The following is a 22,031-nucleotide window of genomic DNA, read 5'->3' as shown; positions in this document are numbered from 1 at the left end:
TGGTAACAGTAAAATCAGATCCACTGTTCCCGCTTAGCCAACTGATAAATATGCTGGTAATGATGTTCTGAATGCCAGGCATACAGCGCCATTACTTCGCCAAGCCTGAAGCTCCGCTGATAGCCCGGATGGTAGTAGGTCCGGTCAAAATCCGCTTCTGTTAAGCTTTCCAGAACAGTTACCCAACGCAAGTGCAGATTACTGATAATCACCAGCGAAGGCGCCACAGACAACGCCGAATCCGGCAATTTGGCCCATTCTGCTTCTTCATACCCCTTGATGGTCGGGTTCTCTTCCGTCAACGCGAGTTTTGTGCGTACATAGGCATTCAGGTGGCTATCCGCAATGTGATGCACCAGTTGCCGGACGGTCCAGCCTTCGGGGCGGTAAGGTGTATCGAGGCGGTCATCCCCCCATTTACCAACTAACTCGGTCAGGTTAAACGGCAATACCGCAATCGCTGCAATTGCCGCCTTAATGTCTTCAAATGAATAGGATTTTCCGTATTCAAAATCACCGATCGGATAACGCAGGTCCATTGTCTCTGTATTGGGTATGTGGTCAATTACGCCAGTGTTCGTCAATTAGTTTCAGCAATTCAGGCTGCATACCGCACCCGGCAATGATATCGCCCCGGAAAAGATACGCATTGCCCCCTTCAAAATCGGTCACGATACCGCCGGCTTCCTGAACAAGCAGCACACCGGCCGCCATATCCCACGAATTCAGATTAAACTCATAAAACGCCTCAAAACGGCCGCAGGCTACAGAAGCCAGATCAATCGCTGCTGATCCCATTCGCCGCATACCGTGCGTTTTTTGCATCAATAACTGAAGGATATGGAGGTATTTCTGAATCTGATCGAAAAAACGATAGGGGAACCCCGTAGCAATCATGCTTTCCTGTAGCGAGCGGGCCGGCGACACCTGAATTTTTTCATCCGTTCCGCCGTTTGTGCTGCACCATGCTCCCCCACCCTGCCAGGCCGTAAACGACTCATCGCGATTGATATCGAATACTACGCCCGCCAGCGGTGTACTGCCCTGCGCCAGTCCAACGCTTACGGAGTAAACCGGTACTTTATGGATGAAGTTTGCCGTTCCGTCCAGCGGATCAATAATCCAGTTCAGGCCCGACCGGTCAGCATCCAGCCCTGTTGTGCCTTCTTCGGTTATGAAACCGGCTTCCGGCAATAACCGGTGCAGGCGCTCAACCAGCAGTTTCTCCGCCTCCTTGTCGACATACGAAACCAGGTTGTTAAAATCTTTATACTCGATGGCGTCCCGGCTGAATGAGCGGGCCTCCTGCGCAATAAACGCACCGGCTTCACGGGCAATCTGACTCAGGTCGCGGGTTAATAAGCGAAGATCGTTTGTCATAGGAATGGTGGGTTAGCCTAGGTGGTCTGAATCAGATCATCGGACTGACCGGAAGTTCTCATCAGGGAGCGGTTCCGGCTCAGGCGCATGTTAACAAAACAACGGATCAGCAGTGTCAGGCCCAGCAGAATGTGCGCACCACCGGGTACTTTAGCCAATAGCAGGCCAAGAACAATCAGTATGGCCGTTGTGCCGAAATACGCATTGGCAAACCGCAGATTCTGCGGCTTCGTTACCCAGAAAATAAGGGGTAAATGAAATGGCATCAGGTACAGAATCGTTGGATTCCATGCCGTAACCCCATGATTTGTAGCGACCCAAAGCAACAGCAATATCCAGCCACAAAGACCGATAAAGGAAAACAGGACGCGGTCGATGCGGCGACTGACTTTGCCTGCCTTATACTGCCGGACAGTAACCAGCGCCAGCAATAAGCCCAGAATAGCAAACACCACATTCGGATCCATGAAAAACGGCAGTTCCTGTGGCAGCGTCTGTGCTGCCTGAAACAAAACCTGCTCACGTTGCACAAGCGGCATAACCTGTCCGTTCGGCATACGGATGGTTGCTTTCGCCAGCTGTGCAAACACGTTATTTGGCAGATACATTACCTGCCAGGCATTGGCCGTTTCATCCGACGGGTAGCCCAGAGCCAGATTCATACCCAGCTGCGCCCATGGCTGACGGCCCAGGTAATCGTTCATCCACTGCCGGAATGAGCGGGTCGTATCTACGGCGTTGTTGAAACGCAGGCTGTCGCCACAGGCCTTCACCAGCATCTCAACCGGACGGGTCGCGCAGTTGTCGTAGTAAAATTTATACTGATATTCCCGGTTTTCGGGCCGATAGTTCGTTTCCAGCGCATCAAATAACCGCTGTTTCTGGGCGGGAGACAGATTCAGGACCTGCTCGCGGGCGCTCCGGTTTTCATACTGCCAGTAAGCCATCTCGCGGTACAGATCGCCCACACTCAGCGTGTAAGGCAACGTCCCGCGCAGAAACTTAACGTAAAAATTATCGGTCCGAAAGTCAAAGGTTCCGTAATTGTAAGGGCGGTCCAGCCCCGTCACCGGATCGAAAACCCGCAGGATAATGTGCCCGAAGCTGGAATACAGGGCCTCGCCCGGGGCCACTGTGATGACACTAACCTGCGCTGACGGCGAGAGTGGCTGTGCACGCAGCGTTATGGCCAGCAACAACATGCCCAGTAAACTAACCCAGTTGCGCTTATTCATCGTCGTCGTCCTCATCTGCCTGCTGGTATTTATTACCCGATCTCCGTGCCGGCTTTCCGGCGCCCTGAATACAAATAACAATTTCACCTTTTACCGTTTTTTCGGCAAAATACGCAATTATTTCCGGCAACGTACCCCGCACGGTTTCTTCATAAACTTTTGTTAACTCCCGCGACACACTGCCCTGCCGGTCAGCGCCGAAAACCTCCTGAAACTGCTGCAATGTTTTCAGCAAGCGGTGCGGCGACTCATAGAAAATCATGGTCCGCTCTTCGGTAGCCAGCTCCTGTAAACGCGTCTGACGGCCTTTTTTGTGCGGCAGAAAACCCTCAAATGTAAAACGGTCGGCCGGGAAACCGGAATTCACCAAAGCCGGCACAAAGGCCGTTGGCCCGGGCAGACACTCAACCTGAATATCGTGTTTCAGGCATTCGCGCACCAGCAGAAAGCCGGGGTCCGAAATACCGGGCGTACCCGCATCCGACACCAGCGCCAGCTGCTTTCCGCTCTTCAACTGACCAATTACCCGCTGCACCGTCTGATGTTCATTGAAAATATGATAACTGTGCAGTGGCTTGCTAATGCCAAGATGTTTCAGCAACACCCCGGATGTACGCGTATCCTCGGCCAGAATTGCGTCAACGCTTTTCAGCACGTTAATGGCACGCAGGGTAATGTCTTCTAAATTCCCGATCGGTGTCGGTACAAGATATAGCTTCAAGATGATAGCTGATTTTATACTTTTTCTGGTTTATGCTGAAAACAGACGCAATCGTCAAGATGCCGATTCTTGCGCCCCCTTTGTTTCAGCACACCAAACTTCCTAAAGTTTCGACTTTCCTCCAATTAAAAACTGAACAGCTTCAGTCAGAGCACGATCAAATTATGAACTATTCAATAAATAACTTGTCTTTTCTCCGAACAATATCAGTTTAAGACAATTATTTATTGTAATGTTGCCATAAATATTGAATGAGCTTTTTTAATTGCCTACAGTAGTGACACGCATAGTTGTATTTTTCATAGTCCTGGTTTCCATGCTCAGCTTTGTGCCGGCAGGCGTAAGAGCCGAACGTTTACAGACAAAACACTGGAAGCAGGGCAAAGTTATTCTACAGGATGGTACGGTCCTGAAAGGTGGTATCCGCTACGACTGGCGCAGTGAGGTAGTCCGATTCAAAGGAGCAGACCAACAGCAGTGGGCAGGCTCTGTAAGGCAGATTCAGGAATTTAGTTACTTTGATCAGGAAGAAGCCCGCATCCGCCGGTTTGTTGCCATGAACTTTCCGGTAAGTCCTGTTTCTGGACGGCAGCTTTTTATGGAAGTCATTCTGGACGGTACGCTGTCGGTTTACCGTCGGCCGCATGCTCATTTATATCCCCGGCCGTTTCATTCAGTTGCCGGTTATCTCTTCAGAGGGTGGCTGGCTAACGACTACCGGAATTTTGACTATTATGTCTATCGGAACGCATCTTTTACCCGGCTAGACGTGTTTAGCCGGGAATTTTGGCCTAAATTGCATCAAGAAATGAACGAAGAGTCCTGGATGTTTCTGACGGTGAACAACCTGATTGCCCCGAAAACGATTCCCGGCCAGCTTCGGCTCATTGCCCGATATAATGAGATTCCTCGTTTGGCAGAACCGGTTCATGCCGAATAAAACATAAATCGGCTCAGGGCCGATCCAATGCATTTTCTAAACAGTGGTTTTTAATTCCTGCTCCAGGTTGAGGGCAGGAATTTTTTTATACACCCAACAACTGATCAACCGCCTGTGCAAACTGCCGGTCCTTTTCGGTAACCGTATTCCCGGCATCGTGGGTTGTCAGTTCAATCGTTACTTTGTTGTAGACATTTGTCCAGAACGGATGGTGGTCCATTTTCTCGGCAATCAGCGCCACGCGGGTCATGAAGGCAAAAGCCTCACTGAAATCGGTAAAGCTGAAGGAGCGGGTCAGTTTGTTGTCAGTTTCCTGCCACATAGATGCGTTGGTTTACTGTTGCTGAAGTTTATTCCTTAATTCGGTCAGGCTCCGGACAGCGTCTTTCTGAATACTGCTATTCGGCGATTGCAACCGGTTCAGGCAGCCCTCCACAAATAGTTTCACATTAGTTGCCGTTTCGTAATGATTTAACTCCATTCTGGTTTCCGGCAGGTCAATACGCTTAAAATAATTGATCAGTTCTTCGTGCTCACCCATTTTTTAAAATGTATCATGTAAACTGGATAATGATCGGCTTGCACTGCGTGGTCCCATTATTCATTTTACATTGTTCATTATTCATTTTACATTAACTCTGGCAAAGTTACGGTAAAAAAAGAGGCCCGGCACCAGTTTGGTGCGGGCCTCCCGAAAGTGACCGGAAATCTTATTTACGATCAGCCATCGGTACAAAATCACGCAGGGTTTCACCCACATAGATCTGACGCGGACGGCCGATTGGTTCTTTCGTTTCGCGCATTTCTTTCCACTGAGCAATCCAGCCCGGCAGACGGCCAATGGCAAACATAACCGTAAACATGTTTGTCGGAATACCCAGAGCACGATAGATGATACCTGAGTAAAAGTCGACGTTCGGATACAGTTTCCGCTGTACGAAGTAAGGATCATTCAGGGCCAGTTCTTCGAGTTGTTTCGCAATCTCGAGCACGGGATCATTGACGCCCAGTTTGCTTAGCACGTCATCAGCCGCTTTCTTGATGATCTTGGCCCGCGGGTCGAAGTTTTTGTAAACACGGTGACCGAAACCAAACAGACGGAATCCGGTTGTTTTCGCGTTTTTAGCCATGTCAACGTATTTCGCGACATCCCCTCCATCGGCTTTGATGGCTTCCAGCATCTCAATAACTTCCTGGTTAGCACCGCCGTGGAGTGGTCCCCAGAGTGCGCTGATACCGGCAGAGATTGACGAATACAGGTTTGCCTGTGATGAACCGACCAGACGTACGGTTGATGTTGAGCAATTCTGCTCGTGGTCAGCGTGCAGAATGAGCAATACATTCAGCGCTTCGGCAACGACCGGGTCAATTTTATAATCTTCAACCGGCAGCGCAAACATCATGTGCAGGAAGTTTGAGCAATAGTCGAGGCTGTTTTTCGGATAGTTAACCGGGTGGCCCTGTGATTTTTTATAAGACCAGGTAGCAATTGTTGGCAACTTTGCCAGCAAACGCAGAATGTGTAATTCTGTTTTGTCTTCACCCTTGCCGTCGTATGAATCCGGGTAGAAGGCGCTCATGGCACTTACCAGCGACGACAGCACACCCATCGGATGGGCATTGACCGGAAAACCTTCAAAGATTTTCCGCATGTCTTCGTTGACGATGGTATGCCGGCGAATTGAGTTTTCGAATTTCGAATATTGCTCCTGTGTTGGCAATTCTCCATAAATCAGCAAATACGCTACTTCCAGAAAAGTTGCCTTTGCTGCTAATTCTTCAATTGAGTACCCCCGATAACGCAAAATGCCTTCTTCACCATCCAGAAAGGTGATAGCACTCTTTGTAGCACCGGTGTTTTTGTAACCTTTATCTAAGGTAACATAACCTGTTTGATCACGGAGGTTCGAAATATCGATTGCTGGTTCATTTTCACTACCAACCAGGGTTGGGAACTGATAGGTTTTGCCATCGACAGATAATTCAGCAATGTTTGCCATAGAGCTATATCGGGTAGAGTATTCAAATAATAAAAATCACAATACTAAGATTATACTTAGTGACGTGCATCAAACTAACGGGGCGAAATTAGCCAAAAAGCTAAAACGGCGAATGATATTTTTGCAAAATTGCCATAGACGGGAGAGAATCTACGCTGATTTCTCAAAGACTTCTCATAAAGTATGGCACATGAGTCATAAGATCTTAACAGAAAAGCGGTATTGAGAGTTCTCAATACCGCTTTCATATAAATTAAATCGATGTTAATGTTAAGAGTCAGAGGACAATATAAGGCCTGAAAATTATTAATCTTCCAGCAATACGTCGTCTTCTTCTTTCAGATCGTTTTCCGGATCAAGCAGTGCCTCCTGATCTTCTTTAATTTTCGAGCGGATTTTATGTTCCAGCTCGGCCATCAGTTCCGGATTATCCAGCAGTAACTCTTTAACGGCATCACGGCCTTGTGCCAGCCGGTTGCCATCGTAAGAGAACCACGAACCTGATTTCTTCACGATTTCCATCTCAACGGACAGGTCAAGAATTTCACCGACTTTCGAAATACCCTGTCCGTACATGATGTCAAACTCAACCACTTTAAACGGTGCGGCCAGTTTGTTTTTCACCACTTTCACTTTTGTACGGTTACCAAGCACCTGATCGGCACCTTCTTTAATCTGACCGGTACGGCGGATATCCAGACGCACAGAGGCGTAGAATTTAAGCGCGTTACCACCCGTTGTTGTCTCAGGGTTACCAAACATTACCCCGATTTTTTCACGCAGCTGGTTAATGAAAATACAGCAGCACTGGGTTTTGTTGATAATACCCGTCATTTTACGCAGCGCCTGTGACATCAGACGAGCCTGAAGTCCCATTTTGCTTTCACCCATCTCGCCTTCAATTTCGGCTTTCGGGACAAGGGCGGCGACGGAGTCAATAACCAGAATATCAATCGCACCCGAGCTGATCAGGTGTTCGGCGATTTCAAGAGCCTGCTCCCCATTGTCTGGCTGAGCAATCAACAGATTGTTGGTATCGATCCCTAATTTCTCGGCATAAGTCCGGTCAAAAGCGTGTTCCGCATCAATGAATGCGGCCAAACCACCAGCCTTCTGCGCTTCAGCGATGGCATGCATGGTCAGGGTTGTTTTACCCGATGATTCCGGACCATAAATTTCTACAATCCGGCCACGGGGAACCCCGCCAATGCCCAGCGCAAGATCGAGGCCAAGCGAACCGGTTGAAATCACCGGAACATCCATAACCTTCGTTTCGCTTAAGCGCATAACCGTACCTTTACCAAACGCTTTGTCGAGCTTCTCAATGGTGGTTTGCAGGGCTTTCAGCTTCTTTTCCGCTTCACTTGCAGGGGCTTGTGCCGTGTCAGTTTTTGCCATGTTTTACAGTTTGTTTTACTGTATAAATTTACAACAATCCGGTCAGTTTACCAAACCTTTTTTTGAAAAGAAAAAGGGCCGGCAACGATCGTTTACCAGCCCTTTTTACCTAAGGAAACTATTCCAATTATTCGCTGATTTACAGTAACTTACAAGGCCGAATCAGGAACAGCCTGCGGCTGTGCAGGTGCTTGTTGCTGCCCCGGAAAACCATAGGGCTGCGGATAGGCCGGCCCAACAAATTCTACCTCAGTAATATAGTACTTTGTATCACCGTTCCAGGGCAAACGCAGGATTCTTTCTTCATAATGTAAGGTTACGCGCTGGCCCGTTTTTACGGCCTCTGTGATCTTTTTGGCGATCTCATCGTCCTTCACCGAAAAATCAAAAAACTGTGGAGTCAGTGAGCCTGTTTCTCCTGAAAAACCGCCTACGTTCAGCACGCCTTCGTAGGTTTTAAACACGTAGCCGCGGCGGCTGAATTTCGATATAGTCCCTGCCCGTTCGCCGTCACTGTAACTCCAGCCGGTGAGAATATACATGATACCGGTAACAACAAGCAGGAAGATAAGTACATACAGAATGCCTCTCATGGTTGATAAGATGGTTAGTTAACTTGTTACATCCGCAAATGAACAAAAACAATAGGATATCGTACAAGGATTCCGGATACCGTTCAGGCGCTTTATTTCGAACGGATCGCAACCACCGGATCCATACGGGCAGCCGAAATCGCCGGCATAATCCCGGATACGACCCCAATGATACTGGAAACCCCTAACCCCAGAATAATGTTGCCGACCGACAGAATAATGTCCAGACTGCCCAGCGACATAAACGACAACAGATATACCAGCAATACCCCGACCCCTCCGCCAACCAGGCTCAGCATAATGGCTTCAAACAGAAACTGAAACAGAATAACGTAGTTTTTAGCACCCAGTGACTTCTGAATCCCGATGATGTTGGTTCGTTCTTTTACCGATACGAACATGATGTTGGCAATTCCGAAGCCGCCAACCAGAATAGAAAAGCTGCCGATCACCCACCCTGCCAGTGTCAGAACCGCAAAGAGGCTGCTGATCGCCTGTGCGGCGGCATCGAGCCGGTTAATGGCAAAATTATCATCCTGAGCCGGTTTGAGGCTACGACGCGCCCGCATCAGCCCCCTGATTTCGCCTTCCAGATTCTGTAGCCCTTCATCCTGGGGGTAGGCCTTGATGGCAATATCGATACTTGGGTTGATGGCATGATACATGCGGGCAAAGGCGCCGATCGGTATCAGGCATTTCGTATCGGGGTTACCGCCGAAATTGACCAGGCTGGCTCCTTTCTTCTCCTGAACACCGATCACGGTGAATTTCGACCCGCCGATTTTAATTGTCTTACCTACCGGCGACACCATGCCAAACACCTTCTCGGCTACTTCGGCACCGATAATGACAATGTTCCGCGAAGCGTCCATTTCCTGCTGGGAAAAATAACGTCCGTCTTCGACCGGCACATCCGAAATTTTGTTGTAGTCAATAGAAACGCCCTGCACGAGGGCTTTCATGCTGTTGCTGCCCTGTTCTACCGTGACGTTGCCCTTAAAGTCCATTGCCACAACCGCTTCGGCCGTTTCCATCCGCTCCGACAGAAACTTAAATTCGGCCATCGACGGCTCGGGGCGCTGGAAGTATTTCCACCACTGGTATTCGCCCCCGAAAATCCACGGCCATTTCTGGACATAAACCACCCGGTCGCCGATACCTGACAGGCTATCCTTTATGTTTTTTTCCAGTGAGTCGACAATGGTAAAAACGGCAATAATCGAAAAAATGCCGACGGTTACGCCCAGCAGCGAGAGCGTCGTACGGAGCAGGTTTGAACGCAGTGCCTGCCAGGCAAAGCGGAAACTTTCCAGTGTCTGACGAAGAAATTTCATTCCAATGGAGATGAGCGACCGGCAGACCACCGGCGCGATGAATGAATAAACTTACGTGATTCTGCTGGTTCGGGGCAACCCGTTTCGGATAGAGCCCGCCTTTCGGCGGATGGGCGGTTTTTACTCGACAACAACCGCCGTGCCATTGGCCGATACCATCAGCATGGCACCGTTGCCGATTGTTTCGTAATCGAGGTCAACCCCAATGATGGCGTTGCCGCCCAACCGGTGTGCCTGATCGATCATTTCCTTGATCGCGATGCTTTTGGCTTCCCGTAGCCCCTGTTCGTAAGCCCCCGAACGACTGCTTACCACATCGCGGATATTTGAGAAAAAGTCTTTGACCACATTGGAGCCGATAATGGCCTCGCCGTTAACCAGCCCAATGTACTTTGTGATGCGTTTACCTTCAATGTTAGATGTAGTAGTTACCAGCATTTGTTGATTGCAGACTTGTTATTCATGTGTTAGAAAGCCCGTAAAGTTGGGAAGATTTTGGGGAACTCAATATGATTCAGTGACTAAAGCTGCATTAAAATTAATGAACAGGCACCTGTCTGAATGACACATACCCAAAATACATCATTGTTAATGCCTATTTCAGTAGACAACTTAACGCCTCAGTCCTGACAAGCCCTATTCCCGGTTCAGGTGTAAAAACAGCCGGTTTATAAACCCGAATACGCAGATGAGACACATTCGGGCTGGTTTCCCGCTTTACTGAGCAGACCTTTGCGCTGTCAAACAACAAAAAATAATAGCGATGAACACCTTACTCTCATTCAATCGTCTGCGCTCACTCGTCCTGATGGCCCTGGTTATGACCGTCTTTGCCGTTGGCTGTAAACAATCTGCACCGGAAATCAATCCGAATAATTCGCCCGTTGAAGGGAATTGGCACATAAAAGCCATGAAAGTGAATCCGGCCATTAATCTGGGCGCACCATTCGGAACCGTTTCAGATTTGATGCCATTGCTGCTTGAGCTATCGGGCAGTACCTGCTTAACCGACCTGACCATTAAATTTAAAGGCGATGGCTCAATCTCGTCCGACAATCCGACCTCGTGCAAAGACCTTGATCCCGAAGAAACAACGGGAGTTGACACAAACGGCCGCTGGGCACTGAATGGCGATCAGATTACGCTGACAGACAGCGACGGTGCTAAAACAATTTACAAAGCAACATTCAGCGGCAATACCATGAACTGGTCGTACCAGGAGCAAATGGAAGATGAATCGGGTAAAACCGGTACGTATACCATCACACTTGTTTTCACAAAAGCCTGAGTAAAGTCACGGATAACTGAGTTGATCTGATCCCGGAAGCAGCCTCCTTCCGGGATTTTTTATGGCTGGTCGAAATACGTAAAACAGTGCAGTGCAAGGTCACCAATAATCTGCTCGGCCTTTTCGGTCGTTGTTCCCCGCACCAGTACCGACATCACAAACGGGCGGCGGGCGTAGACGATTCCGGCATCCCCGCGCACGTAGGTCAGTGTTCCGGTTTTGTGCGCAATGGCAACAGGTCCTGCCGAGCCGGTTTCTGGAATCAGGCGCGGAATCGTCAGCGTATCGGTATTCTGCTTCAGTATGCCGAGCATCTGCGTGCACAGGGCCGGTGTCGCTATCGTTTGCCGGTAAATGGCCGTCAGCAGTGTATTCATTTCGCGGGCAGTCACGTAGTTTTCGATACCCCGCCGGACAGCCGCAGTGTCCATCATGATCCGGTTCAGCTGCGTCTGTGGCAGCCCCAACGCCTTGATCCGCCGGTTAATGGCGTCTTTCCCCAGTTTATGAATCAGTATGTTGGTGGCCGTGTTATCGCTGTGGGTTATCATCAGCGTTACCAGTTCCAGATTGGTTACAGGGCTACCGGCAGCATAGGTCTGTAAAACGCCTGAGCCACCGGCCTTCTCTGCTTCCGTCAGCAGATGTTTTTCCGTCAGGGCAAAAGTTCCGGCTTTCACCTGCTCCATGGCCTCCACCATCACCGGCAGCTTAATAATGCTTGCCGACGGGCTGCGGTCATCTGCCTGGTGATAAAACGACGTTTGGTCTGCCAGCGACTGTACGGCCAGGCTAACCGTCACCGACGATGGCAGCGTGTTCAGGGAGGCCGTCAGTTTTTCCGGCAACGACTGTGCATGCATCAACGCAGGCATAAGCAACAACAGCAAGTATTTGACCATGAATTGATACGCTATACAGCTTCTTTTACACCACGCGGCGTCTACCACTCAATCACTAATCCGCTCAATCACTCAATAGCTACCAGCTGCCGCACCAGTACCTCATTGATCCGCACATAGCTTTCGTGCGTCCAGCCGGCGATGTGTGGCGTCAGAATGGTTTTCGGCGACTGACGCAGGTAATCAAACGCCGCCTGCTGTTCAGGTGTCAGTTTACTGAGTTTTTCATTTTCAAGTACATCCAGGCAAGCCCCCCGCAGCTTACCGCTTTCGAGCCCCTGAACGACGGCCGATAACGAAGCCACCTCCCCGCGCGATGCATTGACCAGATAAAACGGGTTGGCAAACTGACCGATAAACTGGTTGTTGACCAGGTTTTTTGTTTCAGGAGTCAGGGGAATATGCAGGCTCAGCACATCGGCTTCGGCCATGATCTGCGCCATTGTGGCCTCCTGCGCCCAGGCATCGCTGTAATCAGTCCGGTATTTATCGTAGGCAAGCACTTGACAGCCAAACCCGCTGAGGCGACGGGCCGTTGCCTGCCCGTTGTTCCCGTATCCGATGAGGCCAACGGTCATACTGCCCAGTTCAAACCCACGGTTGCCTTCACGGTCCCAGATTCCCTGCCGGACTTCCCGATCTGCTTTCAGGATATTTGCCAGCAGGCACAGCAGCATCCCCACGACCTGCTCTCCGACCGCATCACGATTGCCCGCTCCGGCATGAAACACCTGAATATGACGCTTCTCGGTTGCCGATAAATCAATTAAGTCCAGCCCGGCACCGGCGCGGCCGATAAATTGCAGGGCCGGCGCCTGCTCCAGTACCTCTTCATCGATACGGGTTTTACTGCGGATAAATAGTCCGTCGTAGGCCGCTATAGCGGTCAACAGCTCAGCACGGGTGATTTGTGGTTGATAATCATAGGCAAACCCTGCGCCATCAAGCATGGCAAAAATTGAAGGGTGCATGTCATCGGCAATGAGAATGGTACGCTTACTCTGGGACATCCGTTCGCTTTTCGTAACTTGCAATGGATTTTATGAATGATGTATACTTTATTGGAACGGTACACCGGAATGAATAATTCCCGCAACACGTATTGAGGTCAGGCAAAGCCGATACTTTATTCATTCCCGACTGAGCTTGCAGTCCTGTACTGCTTCTGAATTTATGTATGGAACAGCGTCAAAACAATAAAGATAACCGGGGAGAACGGCCTGCTGATGCCGGACAACGGAACGAAACACCCCGTCAGGGGAATCCCCGTGGCGATGAGCAACGGCATTCGCGCGAAGGCAATCCACGCAACGAAGGGCAACGGCAACAAGGTAACCGTGAAAACAGTCCCCGTGAAAACAGCCAGCGTGAAGGTGGTCCCCGCGAAAACGGTCCCCGTGAAAACGGACACAATAACCGCCATGACCGGCACCGGCACCACAACGACCAGCGCCAGCAGGGCAACAAGGACGGGCAGACGCGGGAAGACCGGCAGCAACAACGCCAGCCACGGGAAGACCGGCAACCCGCCGAAGATCGCCTGCCGCAGGAGCGCCAGCGTCCTCCCCGCGAAGAACGGGTACAGGCTGAAGAGCGAGCCGAAAAACCGGGTCAACAGGAGCGCCTGCCGCAGGAACGCCTGCCGCAGGAGCGCCAGTCACGCGAAGACCGTCAGCAGCAGAAACAGGCCCGCGAAGATCGCCAGCCGTCTGAGGAGCGCCAGCAGCAGAAACAGGCCCGTGAAGAACGTCAGTCAGCCGACGAACGGCAACCACGGGAAGATCGTCAGCAGGCACCGGCCATGCGGGAACCTTCGCTGCGGGACATGCCTAACGTTGAGCCACAGCGTCAGGCCAGTGCGCTGACAAAAGATCAGCCAGCTAACCAGGATCGCCTGGTTATCGGTATTACCCTTGGCGACTACAACGGCATTGGCCCGGAAGTTATCCTGAAAGCCTTGCAGCACAACCGGATGCAACGGCTGTGTACGCCGGTAATCTATGGATCGATGCGGGTACTGAACCGCTACCGCAACGTGCTGAACCTGAAAGACTGGAACCTGAATGGTATTCAGCACATCGGACAGGCCAGCCATAAACTAACCAACGTCATTACCTGCTGGAGTGATCAGGCCGGTACGCAACCGGGACAACCTCCTCAGGAGATTCAGCCGGGCAAGGTGACACCGGAGGCCGGCCAGGCCGCATTTGCGTGTTTACAGCGCGGTGTCGAAGACCTCAAAGCCGGCAAACTTGATGCCCTCATCACGGCTCCGATCAATAAATACAACATCCAGTCCGACGACTTTACGTTCCCGGGGCATACCGAATACCTCGCCGAGGCAGCCGGGGCAGCTGATAGTCTGATGTTCCTCGTGAGTGATTACCTGCGCGTTGGCGTCGTAACCGGTCATATTCCGCTCGGCAGTGTAAAGCAGGCCGTTACGCGGGAAAAAATCCAGCAGAAACTCAGCCTGATGATGCAGTCGCTCACGCTCGATTTCGGGATTGCCAAACCAAAAATTGCGGTGCTGGGCCTGAACCCGCACGCCGGGGAAGAAGGTTTGCTGGGCAACGAAGAAAATGAGATCATTAAACCACTGATCAATGACCTGCGCCAGAAAGGGCAACTGGTCTACGGCCCGTTTGCCGCCGACGGCTTCTTTGGCACCCGCTCCTACAAGAAATTCGACGCAGTGCTGGCCATGTATCACGATCAGGGGCTTATTCCGTTTAAAACCATTGCCTTCGACGAAGGAGTGAATTTTACGGCGGGTCTGCCGTTTATCCGTACGTCGCCCGACCATGGTACGGCCTACGACATTGCCGGTAAGGGGATTGCCGACGAAACGTCGATGGTACAGGCCATTTATCTGGCCTGTGATGTAGCCCGTAAACGGAAAGAACATCAGGAGATTGAGGCGAATAAACTCCAGAAACAAACCATTGAAAAATAGATTTACGATTCGTGGCTGAGGGCCGCACATTGTAAATCGTAAATCGAAACCACGTATGTTAAAATCAATGACGGGCTTTGGCAGCGGTACTGTCGAAGCCAACGGGCTGACGGTTACGATCGAGATCAAAACCCTGAACTCGAAGTTTCTCGACATTTTCTGCCGGATTCCGAAAAGCTTTTCCGACAAGGAAATTGAGATCCGCAACCGGGTAACCCAGCAGCTCGAACGCGGGAAGGTGGAGTTGAATCTGAACATTGCCCGTACGGTTGATGTGCGTCCGAGCCTGACAATCAACCGGCCGCTGGTAGCAGCCTACGTTGCCGACATCAAGGAAACGGCCAATATGATGCTGATGAGTGTGAATGACACCGACGTGCTGAAAATGGCCCTGCAACAGCCAAACGCCTATGTTACCGAAGCCACGACCGATCCGGAAGCAAACGCCAATGACTGGCAGGTGATTCAGGAAGCCCTCACGCTCGCTCTGCAACGCTGCAACGAATTCCGGCACCAGGAAGGGGCAACGCTGGAGATTGCCTTGCGCGAATATATCCAGACGATCAGCAACCGGCTGACCGACATTGAGCAACAGGACGTCCTGCGGATCCCGGCCGTACGGGAACGGATGCGGGCTGCTGTAACCGAATTGCTGGGCAACGAAGAATTTGATCAAAACCGTTTTGAGCAGGAACTGGTTTACTATATCGAGAAGTTTGACATCTCGGAAGAGAAAGTCCGCTTACGCAACCACCTGGTTTACTTTCTTGAAGTACTGGAGTCGACAGACGCCAACGGTAAAAAGCTGAATTTCATTTCGCAGGAAATCGGCCGCGAGATCAACACCATCGGTTCGAAGGCCAATGATGCCGTGATTCAGCGGTTTGTGGTGCAGATGAAAGATGAGCTCGAAAAAATCAAGGAGCAGACCATGAATGTCATCTAACGTAATTCATGACAAATCAGCTGACAGGTGGTGGTGCGGTTACCCGTGCCACCACTTCTTTTTATGAGGAATACGACACGCTCACCCTTGCCCAACGGCTGCTGGGCTATGAGCTTGTCCACGAAAGTCCGGAAGGGACAACGGCCGGTATTATTGTTGAAACGGAAGGCTATCTGACCGGTGATCCGGCCTGTCATGCCTATCGCCGGAAAACGCAGCGGAATGCGGCCATGTTCGGCCCTGCCGGTACGGTTTATGTCTACCAGATTTACGGCATGTATTACTGCCTGAACGTAGTGACCGGCCCCGAAGAGGTCGGCGAGGCCGTTCTGATCAGGGCCTTACAACCAACCGAAGGGATTGACCTGATGGCCATGCGCCGGAGCGAGGCCGCCGGCCGCCTGTTCGACCCGGCCACACGGAACGGGCTGCGCGATTTGTGTAACGGCCCCGGTAAGCTGGTCATCGCCATGGGCATTACGCAGCCGGCTCATAACTTTTCGTCGCTGGAAACCGGTACGCTGGCCATCCGCGGCCCCGTCCTGACCGGTTTTGACATGGTTACGACCACCCGCATTGGCATCACCCAGGGCGCTGACCTGCCTTACCGGTATTATGTTAAAGGCAACCGGTTTGTCAGTAAATGGTAAAACGGAATGGTCGTCGCGCGATGATAGTTCATTTTACAGCGTCCAGTCCCAGACAACGATAATCCAGGTCTCGTTCAGGTTTTCGTCGTAGAAGCGGCTGATGGGCCTGAACCCGACCCGCTCGTGCGCACGCTGGCTGCGGGTATTCCGTTCTGAGATATCAGTCACAAACACATCAAACCGGTCGCTGTAGGTTTCGCGGTGAAACTGATACAACTTATCAAAAATGCCCTGCCCCCGATAGCCTTCACCGACACAAATCTGCCCCATAACATAATACCGCTGACTGCCCAGCGACCGGCCATTGTATTCCAGCGAGTCCAGGCGGGCAAACAAGGGCACCAGTTCGGGTACGGATTCACCAAACTGCGACAGCATGGTGATGGCATACCCCACAACCGTATCGCCGTCTTTGGCGATTACATGGGGAGCAGCCTCGTTCATTTTCCGGAGCACATCAGGATCGTGCTCCACCGTCACAAAGCCTTGCTGGCTCTGGATATCGGCCGGTAAATTTTTGGTCAGGTTCTTCTGTTGCAACGTCAGAATACCCTGTAGGTCAGCTTCCGTTCGGGCAAGTGTAATCTGCATGGTTGTTACGGGACATATATCATGGACAATGGAAAACGAATAATGGCTTGGGGGCCCGTTATGCTTTCACATTGTCTATGATACATTTTTCATTATTCACTAAAAAACGTTTCTTTTTCGCAATTGGCCACGAAGGCAGGATCGACGGTAGCACCCAGACCCGGCACGTCGGGTAGAGTAATATGGTAACCGGCGTAGGTTGCCCCGCCAACGACGGGGTCGATGGCATGTTCGAAATGGGCGTCCAGATCGTAGAATGTCACATTCCGGCGCGCAGACGCAAGGTGAGCCTTAGCGGTAATACCCAACCGCGACTCCGACATACAACCGATCATGCAGCGGGTCGCGGCGGCTTCAGCAATACCGATGATCCGCAGCGCATCCAGAATACCGCCGCTTTTCGACAGCTTGATGTTGAAGTAGTCAACGGCTTCTTCGCGGACCAGCCGAATGGCATCGACCGCGTCGAAAAGCGATTCGTCGGCCATAATAGGGACGGGCGAAGCCTGCCGCACCTGCCGCAGACCACGGATATCATGCCGGCGGACGGGCTGTTCGCAGTATTCTACGTTCAGGTCGCCGATGGCCTTAAGCACCGCCGAGGCCGTGACCACATCCCACCCCTGATTGGCATCCGTCCGGACCGGAATATCGTCGCCGATGGCTTTCCGGATGGCTTCGACCCGCCGGATATCGTCGCGGCGGTTGGTGCCCAGCTTAATTTTAACGGCTTCTCCCCCGTTCGCCTTGATCCGCAGCGCGTCTTCCACCATGCGTTCGGGCGTATTGATGTAAATCGTTTCGTCGGTAACCAGTTCGCGTTTGCTACCGCCCAGAAACCGGTACAACGGCATGTTGGCTGCCTGTGCCGCTACGTCATACAGCGCCATGTCGAAGGCCGAGCGGGTCGTCGGATGGCCGGGCAGGTAGCGGATTAATGCTTCCAGGCAGCCTTCTATATCGAGCGGATCGCGGCCAACGAGCAGTTTCGCCATGTCGCGGGCAGCGGCCAGTCCCGACGCCTGGGTTTCGCCGACAATCATCCAGAACGGCGACCCTTCGCCCCAGCCGGTAATGCCTTCATCGGTTTGTATCTGTACCAGCATATTGCGGGCCGAGTCAATGGTACCCAGCGAAATGGTAATCGGCGCTTTCAGCGGAATATCGTACCGATAAAGCGAAATCGCGGTAATTTTCATAAATCAATCGGGTAGGTTGCCGTAGTAACAAACCTATAATCAGTCAGGGAACTGGCTTTTGTCGATATTCGGGATGATCCGCAGTGCGTTTTTGTAATACACTTTTTTCAGGATACTGTCCGGCAGCCCCATCCCGTACATGCGCCAGAACGCATGGTATTTTTTGTGGTACGGGAAGTATTCATCTTCGGTCTCCAGCACGCGGAAATACGTGGCATACTCCGACGGCACCCATGAGTCTTTTCCGAACAGAATCCGGTCCTGATACTTCTCAAAGAATTTCTTTGCCGCCCGTGGCTGACGGCCCAGTTCGGCAATTACGGCCCCGATTTCGACCAGTGTATTGGGGTAAACCTTCATCACACTGTCTAGTTTTGCCAGATCGTTCGGATACCAGCCCATGTGCGCGTTGATAAACGTCGTTTTCGGGTGTTTGCGGAACACACTGTGCTGCTCCGTCAGCAGTTTCTCCCAGGGCACCGGATCATTCGCTCCACGGCGGCGGCCCGGATGCAGTTTCAGCTCCAGCCAGCGCTCGTTGTAACGATCCATCGGGTCCCAGAACGACTTAGGGTCGGCCGTATGAATCAGAACCGGAATACCGAGTTCGCCGCATTTGGCCCAGATCGGGTCGAGGCGCGGGTCATCAACGGCCACCCGCTTACCGTTGCTGTCTTTTACATTCAGACCCAGGCTTTTGTAGATTTTCAGGCCCTGTGCACCGTTTTTCACATCGGCTTCCAGCTGCTTCACGGCCTCTTCTGTCCAGCCGGGTTTGCCAATGCCGCCAAAGAGAATGTTGGTAAACAGGATAAACCGTTTCGGGCTGTTTGCACGAATACTGCTCACCGCATCATTAAAGAACTTCGTACTCGCTTCTTCGGCGCCCCAGCCCCGCCCGCTCAGGTTGACCATTACCTGCAGGTTAAGTTTGTCCATATCCTGAAGCAGGTTTTTCAGGCTCGCGGCGTCCATGTTACCCTGATGATTATGCACATCAATAAACGGAAATTTGGCCTTTGTGAGCTTATGCTCAGGCACTTTCAGGGTCGAGACAGGATCGTATTCTTCAAAGCCAAGGGGTTGTTCAATCGGCTGTTGGGTCGTTTGAGCCGAGCAGGCTGCCGACAGTAAGCAAAGCAGCAATAGACGGTACATCATGTTTTGAGCAGTTAACAAGGAGCAAAATACTACTTTTTTCGTTTTGAAGGGCGGTATCTGCCAGAGGTATATTAGTCTCTACGTATGGGGTTAGTGGTGGCACGACTGGTCCGTGGCTGGCATTTGGCCAATAAAATACCAGTCGTGCCACCACTCCCTCAGTATCCAGTATCAGCCATCCAGCACCATCCAGCCGTTATCCCTTCACAATCAATGCGACGCAATGCGCGGCGATGCCTTCTTTACGGCCGACGAAGCCCAGGTGCTCCGACGTGGTCGCCTTAATCGAAATATCGTCTTCCGGAATCTGCATCACCCCCGCCAGACAGGCTTTCATCGCCGGAATATGCGGATTCAGCTTCGGTTCCTGCAAAACAACCGTTACGTCAACATTTGAGACCTCGTAGCCCGCTTCCCGAACCATCCGCAGCACTTCGGCCAGCAGCACTTTACTGTCAACCCCTTTCCAGCGCGGATCCTTATCCGAAAAATGGTAGCCGATATTGCGCATATTAGCAGCCCCGAGCAACGCATCACAAATAACGTGACAAACCACATCCGCGTCGGAATGGCCGTATGCCCCGTGTGTATGTTCAATCTGAATGCCGCCCAGCCAGAACGGGTGGCCTTCTACTAACTTATGGACATCATATCCCTGTCCGACCCTTATTTTCATGTTAAAATCTGTATGCAATGAATATGCGGTAAAAATACACATTTCCCTACCCCTCCGTTCACCTCCACTATCCAATCTGATTTGAAAAGCCGCCCCCAAAGTATTAATTTTGATGTATGGAAAATTTCGTGGTCTCCGCCCGCAAGTACCGTCCAGCCACCTTCGATACCGTAGTCGGGCAGGAACATATTACAACAACGCTTCGTAATGCTATCCGTACCAATCACTTAGCTCAGGCGTTCTTGTTTTGCGGTCCACGGGGCGTCGGCAAAACCACCTGTGCCCGGATTCTGGCCAAAACCATCAACTGCCAGAACCTTACCCCCGACATTGAAGCCTGTGACGAATGCGAATCTTGTGTCAGTTTCAAGCAGAATGCTTCGTTTAACATTCATGAGCTCGATGCTGCTTCCAATAACTCCGTCGAAGATATCCGGAACCTGATCGATCAGGTCCGTTATCCGCCCCAGTCGGGTCAATACAAGATCTATATCATCGATGAGGTGCACATGCTGTCGCAGGCGGCCTTCAACGCCTTCCTGAAAACACTGGAAGAACCGCCATCCTACGCTATTTTTATTCTGGCCACCACAGAAAAGCACAAAATCCTGCCGACGATTCTGTCGCGCTGCCAGATTTTTGACTTTAACCGGATTCAGCCGAAAGACATTGCCGACCACCTCGGCCGTATTGCGCAGAAAGAAGACATTTCGGTAGAGTACGACGCTCTTGAGCTGATTGCCCAGAAAGCTGACGGCGGGCTCCGGGATGCGCTGTCGATGTTCGATCTGAACGTTACGTTCTCAACCGACCGGACCCTGCGCTACAAGGAAGTGCTGGATAACCTCCACATTCTTGACTACGACTACTATTTCCGGCTCACGGATGCGCTCCTCGAAGGCAACCTGACCAAGACCCTGCTGACCCTCGACGAGATTCTGCGTAAGGGCTTCGATGCCCATCAGTTTGTGGTTGGCCTTAGCCGGCACTTCCGCGATTTGCTGGTCTGCAAGGATTCCGCTACCGTACAGCTGTTGCAGGTGACCGAAACGGTCAAGGCGAAGTACCTGGCCCAGTCGGCCAATGCCCCGATGTCGTTTCTGCTGTCGGCGCTGAGCATCGGCGGGCAGTGCGACATGAACTACAAACAGGCAAAAGACCAGCGTCTGCACGTTGAGTTGTGCCTGATGAAGCTGGCCAACCTGCGCCACGTACTCAACTGGGATGCCATGCCTGAGCTGCCGCTCAACGGCTCTTCGGGCGGCACAACGATACCGGCAGCCGATCTGTCGACGGTAGCTGTTCCGGCAGCGGCCGAAAAAAAAAATGACAATGGTCACGCCATAGCCCGGCCAACGCCTGTAGAAACGCCTTCGGTTCTGCCACCCGGCGGCTATACCAGCGAACCGGTTAATGGGTATGGCCGGTCAACCATACCTGCTCCGGAGAAAACGACAGCGGGTAGTGTGGTGGCAACCAGCGTTGCCGTGACCGACAGCGTGGTTCTGGAAAAGCCGGTCATTCAGCGTCCGGCCAGCAGCCGGCTGCGCTCAACGGTCAGCCTCAACAGCAAACCGCAGGCCGCAGAGCAGCAACAGGCCGAACAACAAACCATCAGCAGCAGCCGTCCCGATAAGCCGTTCAATTTTGACGCGCTTCAGCGCACCTGGCATGCTTTTGCGCGTCTGCGCAAGCAACAGTTCGATTCTATGTCGGAGGAGTTGATGTTTAACCGGGAGATCACGCTCGAAGGGACAACGGTTCACATTGCGCTGGATAACAACATTCAGGCCAACCTTATGGTCGACCTGAAACCGGAATTACTCGCCTACCTGCGCGATCAGTTGCAGAATAAGCAGATTCAGGTTGAACACCGTGTGGTGGTGCCCGACACCAAAAAAATGATTTATACGCCCCAGGATCGTTTTAATTACCTGGCCGCTAAAAACCCGGCTCTCCTCGATTTACGCAATGCCCTGAATCTGGACGTGGACTTTTGATTAAAGAGCGAGTGAGTGAAAGAGCGAAAGAGCGACTTGTAAAGCCGGCATTAGCAACACC

Annotated in this window: 23 protein-coding genes; 6 read left to right on the top strand and 17 right to left on the bottom strand. The window is 51.7% G+C overall.

Annotated elements, in window-relative coordinates; translation table 11 throughout:
- Nucleotides 1-14: 14 nt before the first annotated feature.
- From BLX24_RS14405 to rsmI, 4 genes are read right to left on the bottom strand one after another with little or no spacing between them, the layout of a single operon-like run.
- Entirely contained in the window at nucleotides 15-539 is a 525-nt protein-coding gene (locus tag BLX24_RS14405) for a YfiT family bacillithiol transferase (protein WP_071503840.1), read from the bottom strand.
- Nucleotides 540-561: 22 nt separating this feature from the next.
- A complete protein-coding gene (locus tag BLX24_RS14400) occupies nucleotides 562-1,380 on the bottom strand; it encodes an inositol monophosphatase family protein (RefSeq protein WP_071503839.1) in 819 nt (272 codons plus the stop codon).
- A 17-nt stretch (nucleotides 1,381-1,397) separates the two neighbouring features.
- Nucleotides 1,398-2,630, bottom strand: coding sequence for an Lnb N-terminal periplasmic domain-containing protein (locus tag BLX24_RS14395; protein WP_071503838.1), 1,233 nt, complete (start codon nucleotides 2,628-2,630; stop codon nucleotides 1,398-1,400).
- On the bottom strand, nucleotides 2,608-3,336 hold the full coding sequence (gene rsmI / locus BLX24_RS14390) for a 16S rRNA (cytidine(1402)-2'-O)-methyltransferase (RefSeq protein WP_071503837.1): 729 nt from the start codon (nucleotides 3,334-3,336) through the stop codon (nucleotides 2,608-2,610). Before rsmI ends, BLX24_RS14395 begins: the two co-directional genes overlap by 23 nt.
- A 316-nt stretch (nucleotides 3,337-3,652) precedes the next feature.
- On the opposite strand from rsmI, the gene BLX24_RS14385 reads away from it, so the two are divergent.
- On the top strand, nucleotides 3,653-4,276 hold the full coding sequence (locus BLX24_RS14385) for a hypothetical protein (protein WP_071503836.1): 624 nt from the start codon (nucleotides 3,653-3,655) through the stop codon (nucleotides 4,274-4,276).
- A gap of 85 nt (nucleotides 4,277-4,361) precedes the next feature.
- Here BLX24_RS14385 and BLX24_RS14380 read toward each other — a convergent pair whose 3' ends face one another.
- From BLX24_RS14380 to BLX24_RS14350, 7 genes are all read right to left on the bottom strand, one after another.
- The gene (locus BLX24_RS14380) at nucleotides 4,362-4,598 is read right to left on the bottom strand and encodes a 4a-hydroxytetrahydrobiopterin dehydratase (RefSeq protein ID WP_071503835.1); all 237 of its coding nucleotides are present in this window, start codon (nucleotides 4,596-4,598) and stop codon (nucleotides 4,362-4,364) included.
- Nucleotides 4,599-4,610: 12 nt separating this feature from the next.
- Nucleotides 4,611-4,817, bottom strand: a complete 207-nt coding sequence (locus BLX24_RS14375; protein ID WP_071503834.1) for a DUF6965 family protein — start codon at nucleotides 4,815-4,817, stop codon at nucleotides 4,611-4,613.
- Nucleotides 4,818-4,986: 169 nt separating this feature from the next.
- Entirely contained in the window at nucleotides 4,987-6,276 is a 1,290-nt protein-coding gene (locus BLX24_RS14370) for a citrate synthase (RefSeq protein ID WP_071503833.1), read from the bottom strand.
- A 306-nt stretch (nucleotides 6,277-6,582) separates the two neighbouring features.
- Nucleotides 6,583-7,674 (bottom strand): recombinase RecA, encoded by a 1,092-nt coding sequence (recA, locus tag BLX24_RS14365; RefSeq protein WP_071503832.1) that lies wholly within the window; start codon nucleotides 7,672-7,674, stop codon nucleotides 6,583-6,585.
- 149 nt (nucleotides 7,675-7,823) lie between these two features.
- On the bottom strand, nucleotides 7,824-8,267 hold the full coding sequence (locus BLX24_RS14360) for a DUF8785 domain-containing protein (RefSeq protein WP_071503831.1): 444 nt from the start codon (nucleotides 8,265-8,267) through the stop codon (nucleotides 7,824-7,826).
- Between the two features lie 92 nt (nucleotides 8,268-8,359).
- Complete coding sequence (locus BLX24_RS14355) at nucleotides 8,360-9,601, bottom strand: ABC transporter permease (protein WP_071503830.1); 1,242 nt, start codon at nucleotides 9,599-9,601, stop codon at nucleotides 8,360-8,362.
- 120 nt (nucleotides 9,602-9,721) lie between these two features.
- A complete protein-coding gene (locus BLX24_RS14350) occupies nucleotides 9,722-10,039 on the bottom strand; it encodes a heavy metal-binding domain-containing protein (protein ID WP_071503829.1) in 318 nt (105 codons plus the stop codon).
- Between the two features lie 325 nt (nucleotides 10,040-10,364).
- On the opposite strand from BLX24_RS14350, the gene BLX24_RS14345 reads away from it, so the two are divergent.
- Entirely contained in the window at nucleotides 10,365-10,889 is a 525-nt protein-coding gene (locus tag BLX24_RS14345; RefSeq protein ID WP_071503828.1) for a lipocalin-like domain-containing protein, read from the top strand.
- A 59-nt stretch (nucleotides 10,890-10,948) separates the two neighbouring features.
- Here BLX24_RS14345 and BLX24_RS14340 read toward each other — a convergent pair whose 3' ends face one another.
- Together BLX24_RS14340 and BLX24_RS14335 are read right to left on the bottom strand one after the other, a co-directional pair.
- Nucleotides 10,949-11,791, bottom strand: coding sequence for a serine hydrolase (locus tag BLX24_RS14340; RefSeq protein WP_083421982.1), 843 nt, complete (start codon nucleotides 11,789-11,791; stop codon nucleotides 10,949-10,951).
- 68 nt (nucleotides 11,792-11,859) lie between these two features.
- Nucleotides 11,860-12,801, bottom strand: coding sequence for a 2-hydroxyacid dehydrogenase (locus tag BLX24_RS14335; protein WP_071503827.1), 942 nt, complete (start codon nucleotides 12,799-12,801; stop codon nucleotides 11,860-11,862).
- Between the two features lie 167 nt (nucleotides 12,802-12,968).
- Between BLX24_RS14335 and pdxA the strand changes: the two genes are divergently transcribed.
- Genes pdxA through BLX24_RS14320 form a run of 3 tightly spaced genes read left to right on the top strand, consistent with a single transcriptional unit; the run spans nucleotide 12,969 to nucleotide 16,343 of the window.
- Nucleotides 12,969-14,747 carry a 4-hydroxythreonine-4-phosphate dehydrogenase PdxA gene (pdxA, locus tag BLX24_RS31705; protein ID WP_083421981.1) on the top strand — a complete coding sequence of 593 codons (1,779 nt, stop codon included), beginning with the start codon at nucleotides 12,969-12,971 and terminating at the stop codon, nucleotides 14,745-14,747.
- Between the two features lie 55 nt (nucleotides 14,748-14,802).
- Nucleotides 14,803-15,693 (top strand): YicC/YloC family endoribonuclease, encoded by an 891-nt coding sequence (locus BLX24_RS14325; RefSeq protein ID WP_071503826.1) that lies wholly within the window; start codon nucleotides 14,803-14,805, stop codon nucleotides 15,691-15,693.
- A gap of 8 nt (nucleotides 15,694-15,701) precedes the next feature.
- Nucleotides 15,702-16,343: a DNA-3-methyladenine glycosylase gene (locus BLX24_RS14320; RefSeq protein WP_071503825.1), complete on the top strand. Its 642-nt coding sequence runs from the start codon at nucleotides 15,702-15,704 to the stop codon at nucleotides 16,341-16,343.
- Nucleotides 16,344-16,376: 33 nt separating this feature from the next.
- Here the strand turns inward: BLX24_RS14320 and BLX24_RS14315 are convergent, their stop codons facing one another.
- From BLX24_RS14315 to ispF, 4 genes are all read right to left on the bottom strand, one after another.
- Entirely contained in the window at nucleotides 16,377-16,934 is a 558-nt protein-coding gene (locus BLX24_RS14315) for a GNAT family N-acetyltransferase (RefSeq protein WP_071503824.1), read from the bottom strand.
- Nucleotides 16,935-17,026: 92 nt separating this feature from the next.
- The gene (locus tag BLX24_RS14310) at nucleotides 17,027-18,133 is read right to left on the bottom strand and encodes a mandelate racemase/muconate lactonizing enzyme family protein (RefSeq protein ID WP_071503823.1); all 1,107 of its coding nucleotides are present in this window, start codon (nucleotides 18,131-18,133) and stop codon (nucleotides 17,027-17,029) included.
- A 39-nt stretch (nucleotides 18,134-18,172) separates the two neighbouring features.
- Nucleotides 18,173-19,291 (bottom strand): amidohydrolase family protein, encoded by a 1,119-nt coding sequence (locus BLX24_RS14305; protein WP_071503887.1) that lies wholly within the window; start codon nucleotides 19,289-19,291, stop codon nucleotides 18,173-18,175.
- A gap of 199 nt (nucleotides 19,292-19,490) precedes the next feature.
- Nucleotides 19,491-19,970 (bottom strand): 2-C-methyl-D-erythritol 2,4-cyclodiphosphate synthase, encoded by a 480-nt coding sequence (gene ispF / locus BLX24_RS14300; RefSeq protein WP_071503822.1) that lies wholly within the window; start codon nucleotides 19,968-19,970, stop codon nucleotides 19,491-19,493.
- Nucleotides 19,971-20,086: 116 nt separating this feature from the next.
- On the opposite strand from ispF, the gene BLX24_RS14295 reads away from it, so the two are divergent.
- A complete protein-coding gene (locus BLX24_RS14295) occupies nucleotides 20,087-21,970 on the top strand; it encodes a DNA polymerase III subunit gamma/tau (protein ID WP_071503821.1) in 1,884 nt (627 codons plus the stop codon).
- The last annotated feature ends 61 nt before the right edge of the window (nucleotides 21,971-22,031 follow it).

This window comes from Arsenicibacter rosenii (assembly GCF_001870735.1).
In the GTDB taxonomy this organism is placed as follows: domain Bacteria; phylum Bacteroidota; class Bacteroidia; order Cytophagales; family Spirosomataceae; genus Arsenicibacter; species Arsenicibacter rosenii.
The sequence above is the reverse complement of the archived record's forward strand: the minus strand, read 5'-3'. Positions and strand labels throughout refer to the sequence as shown.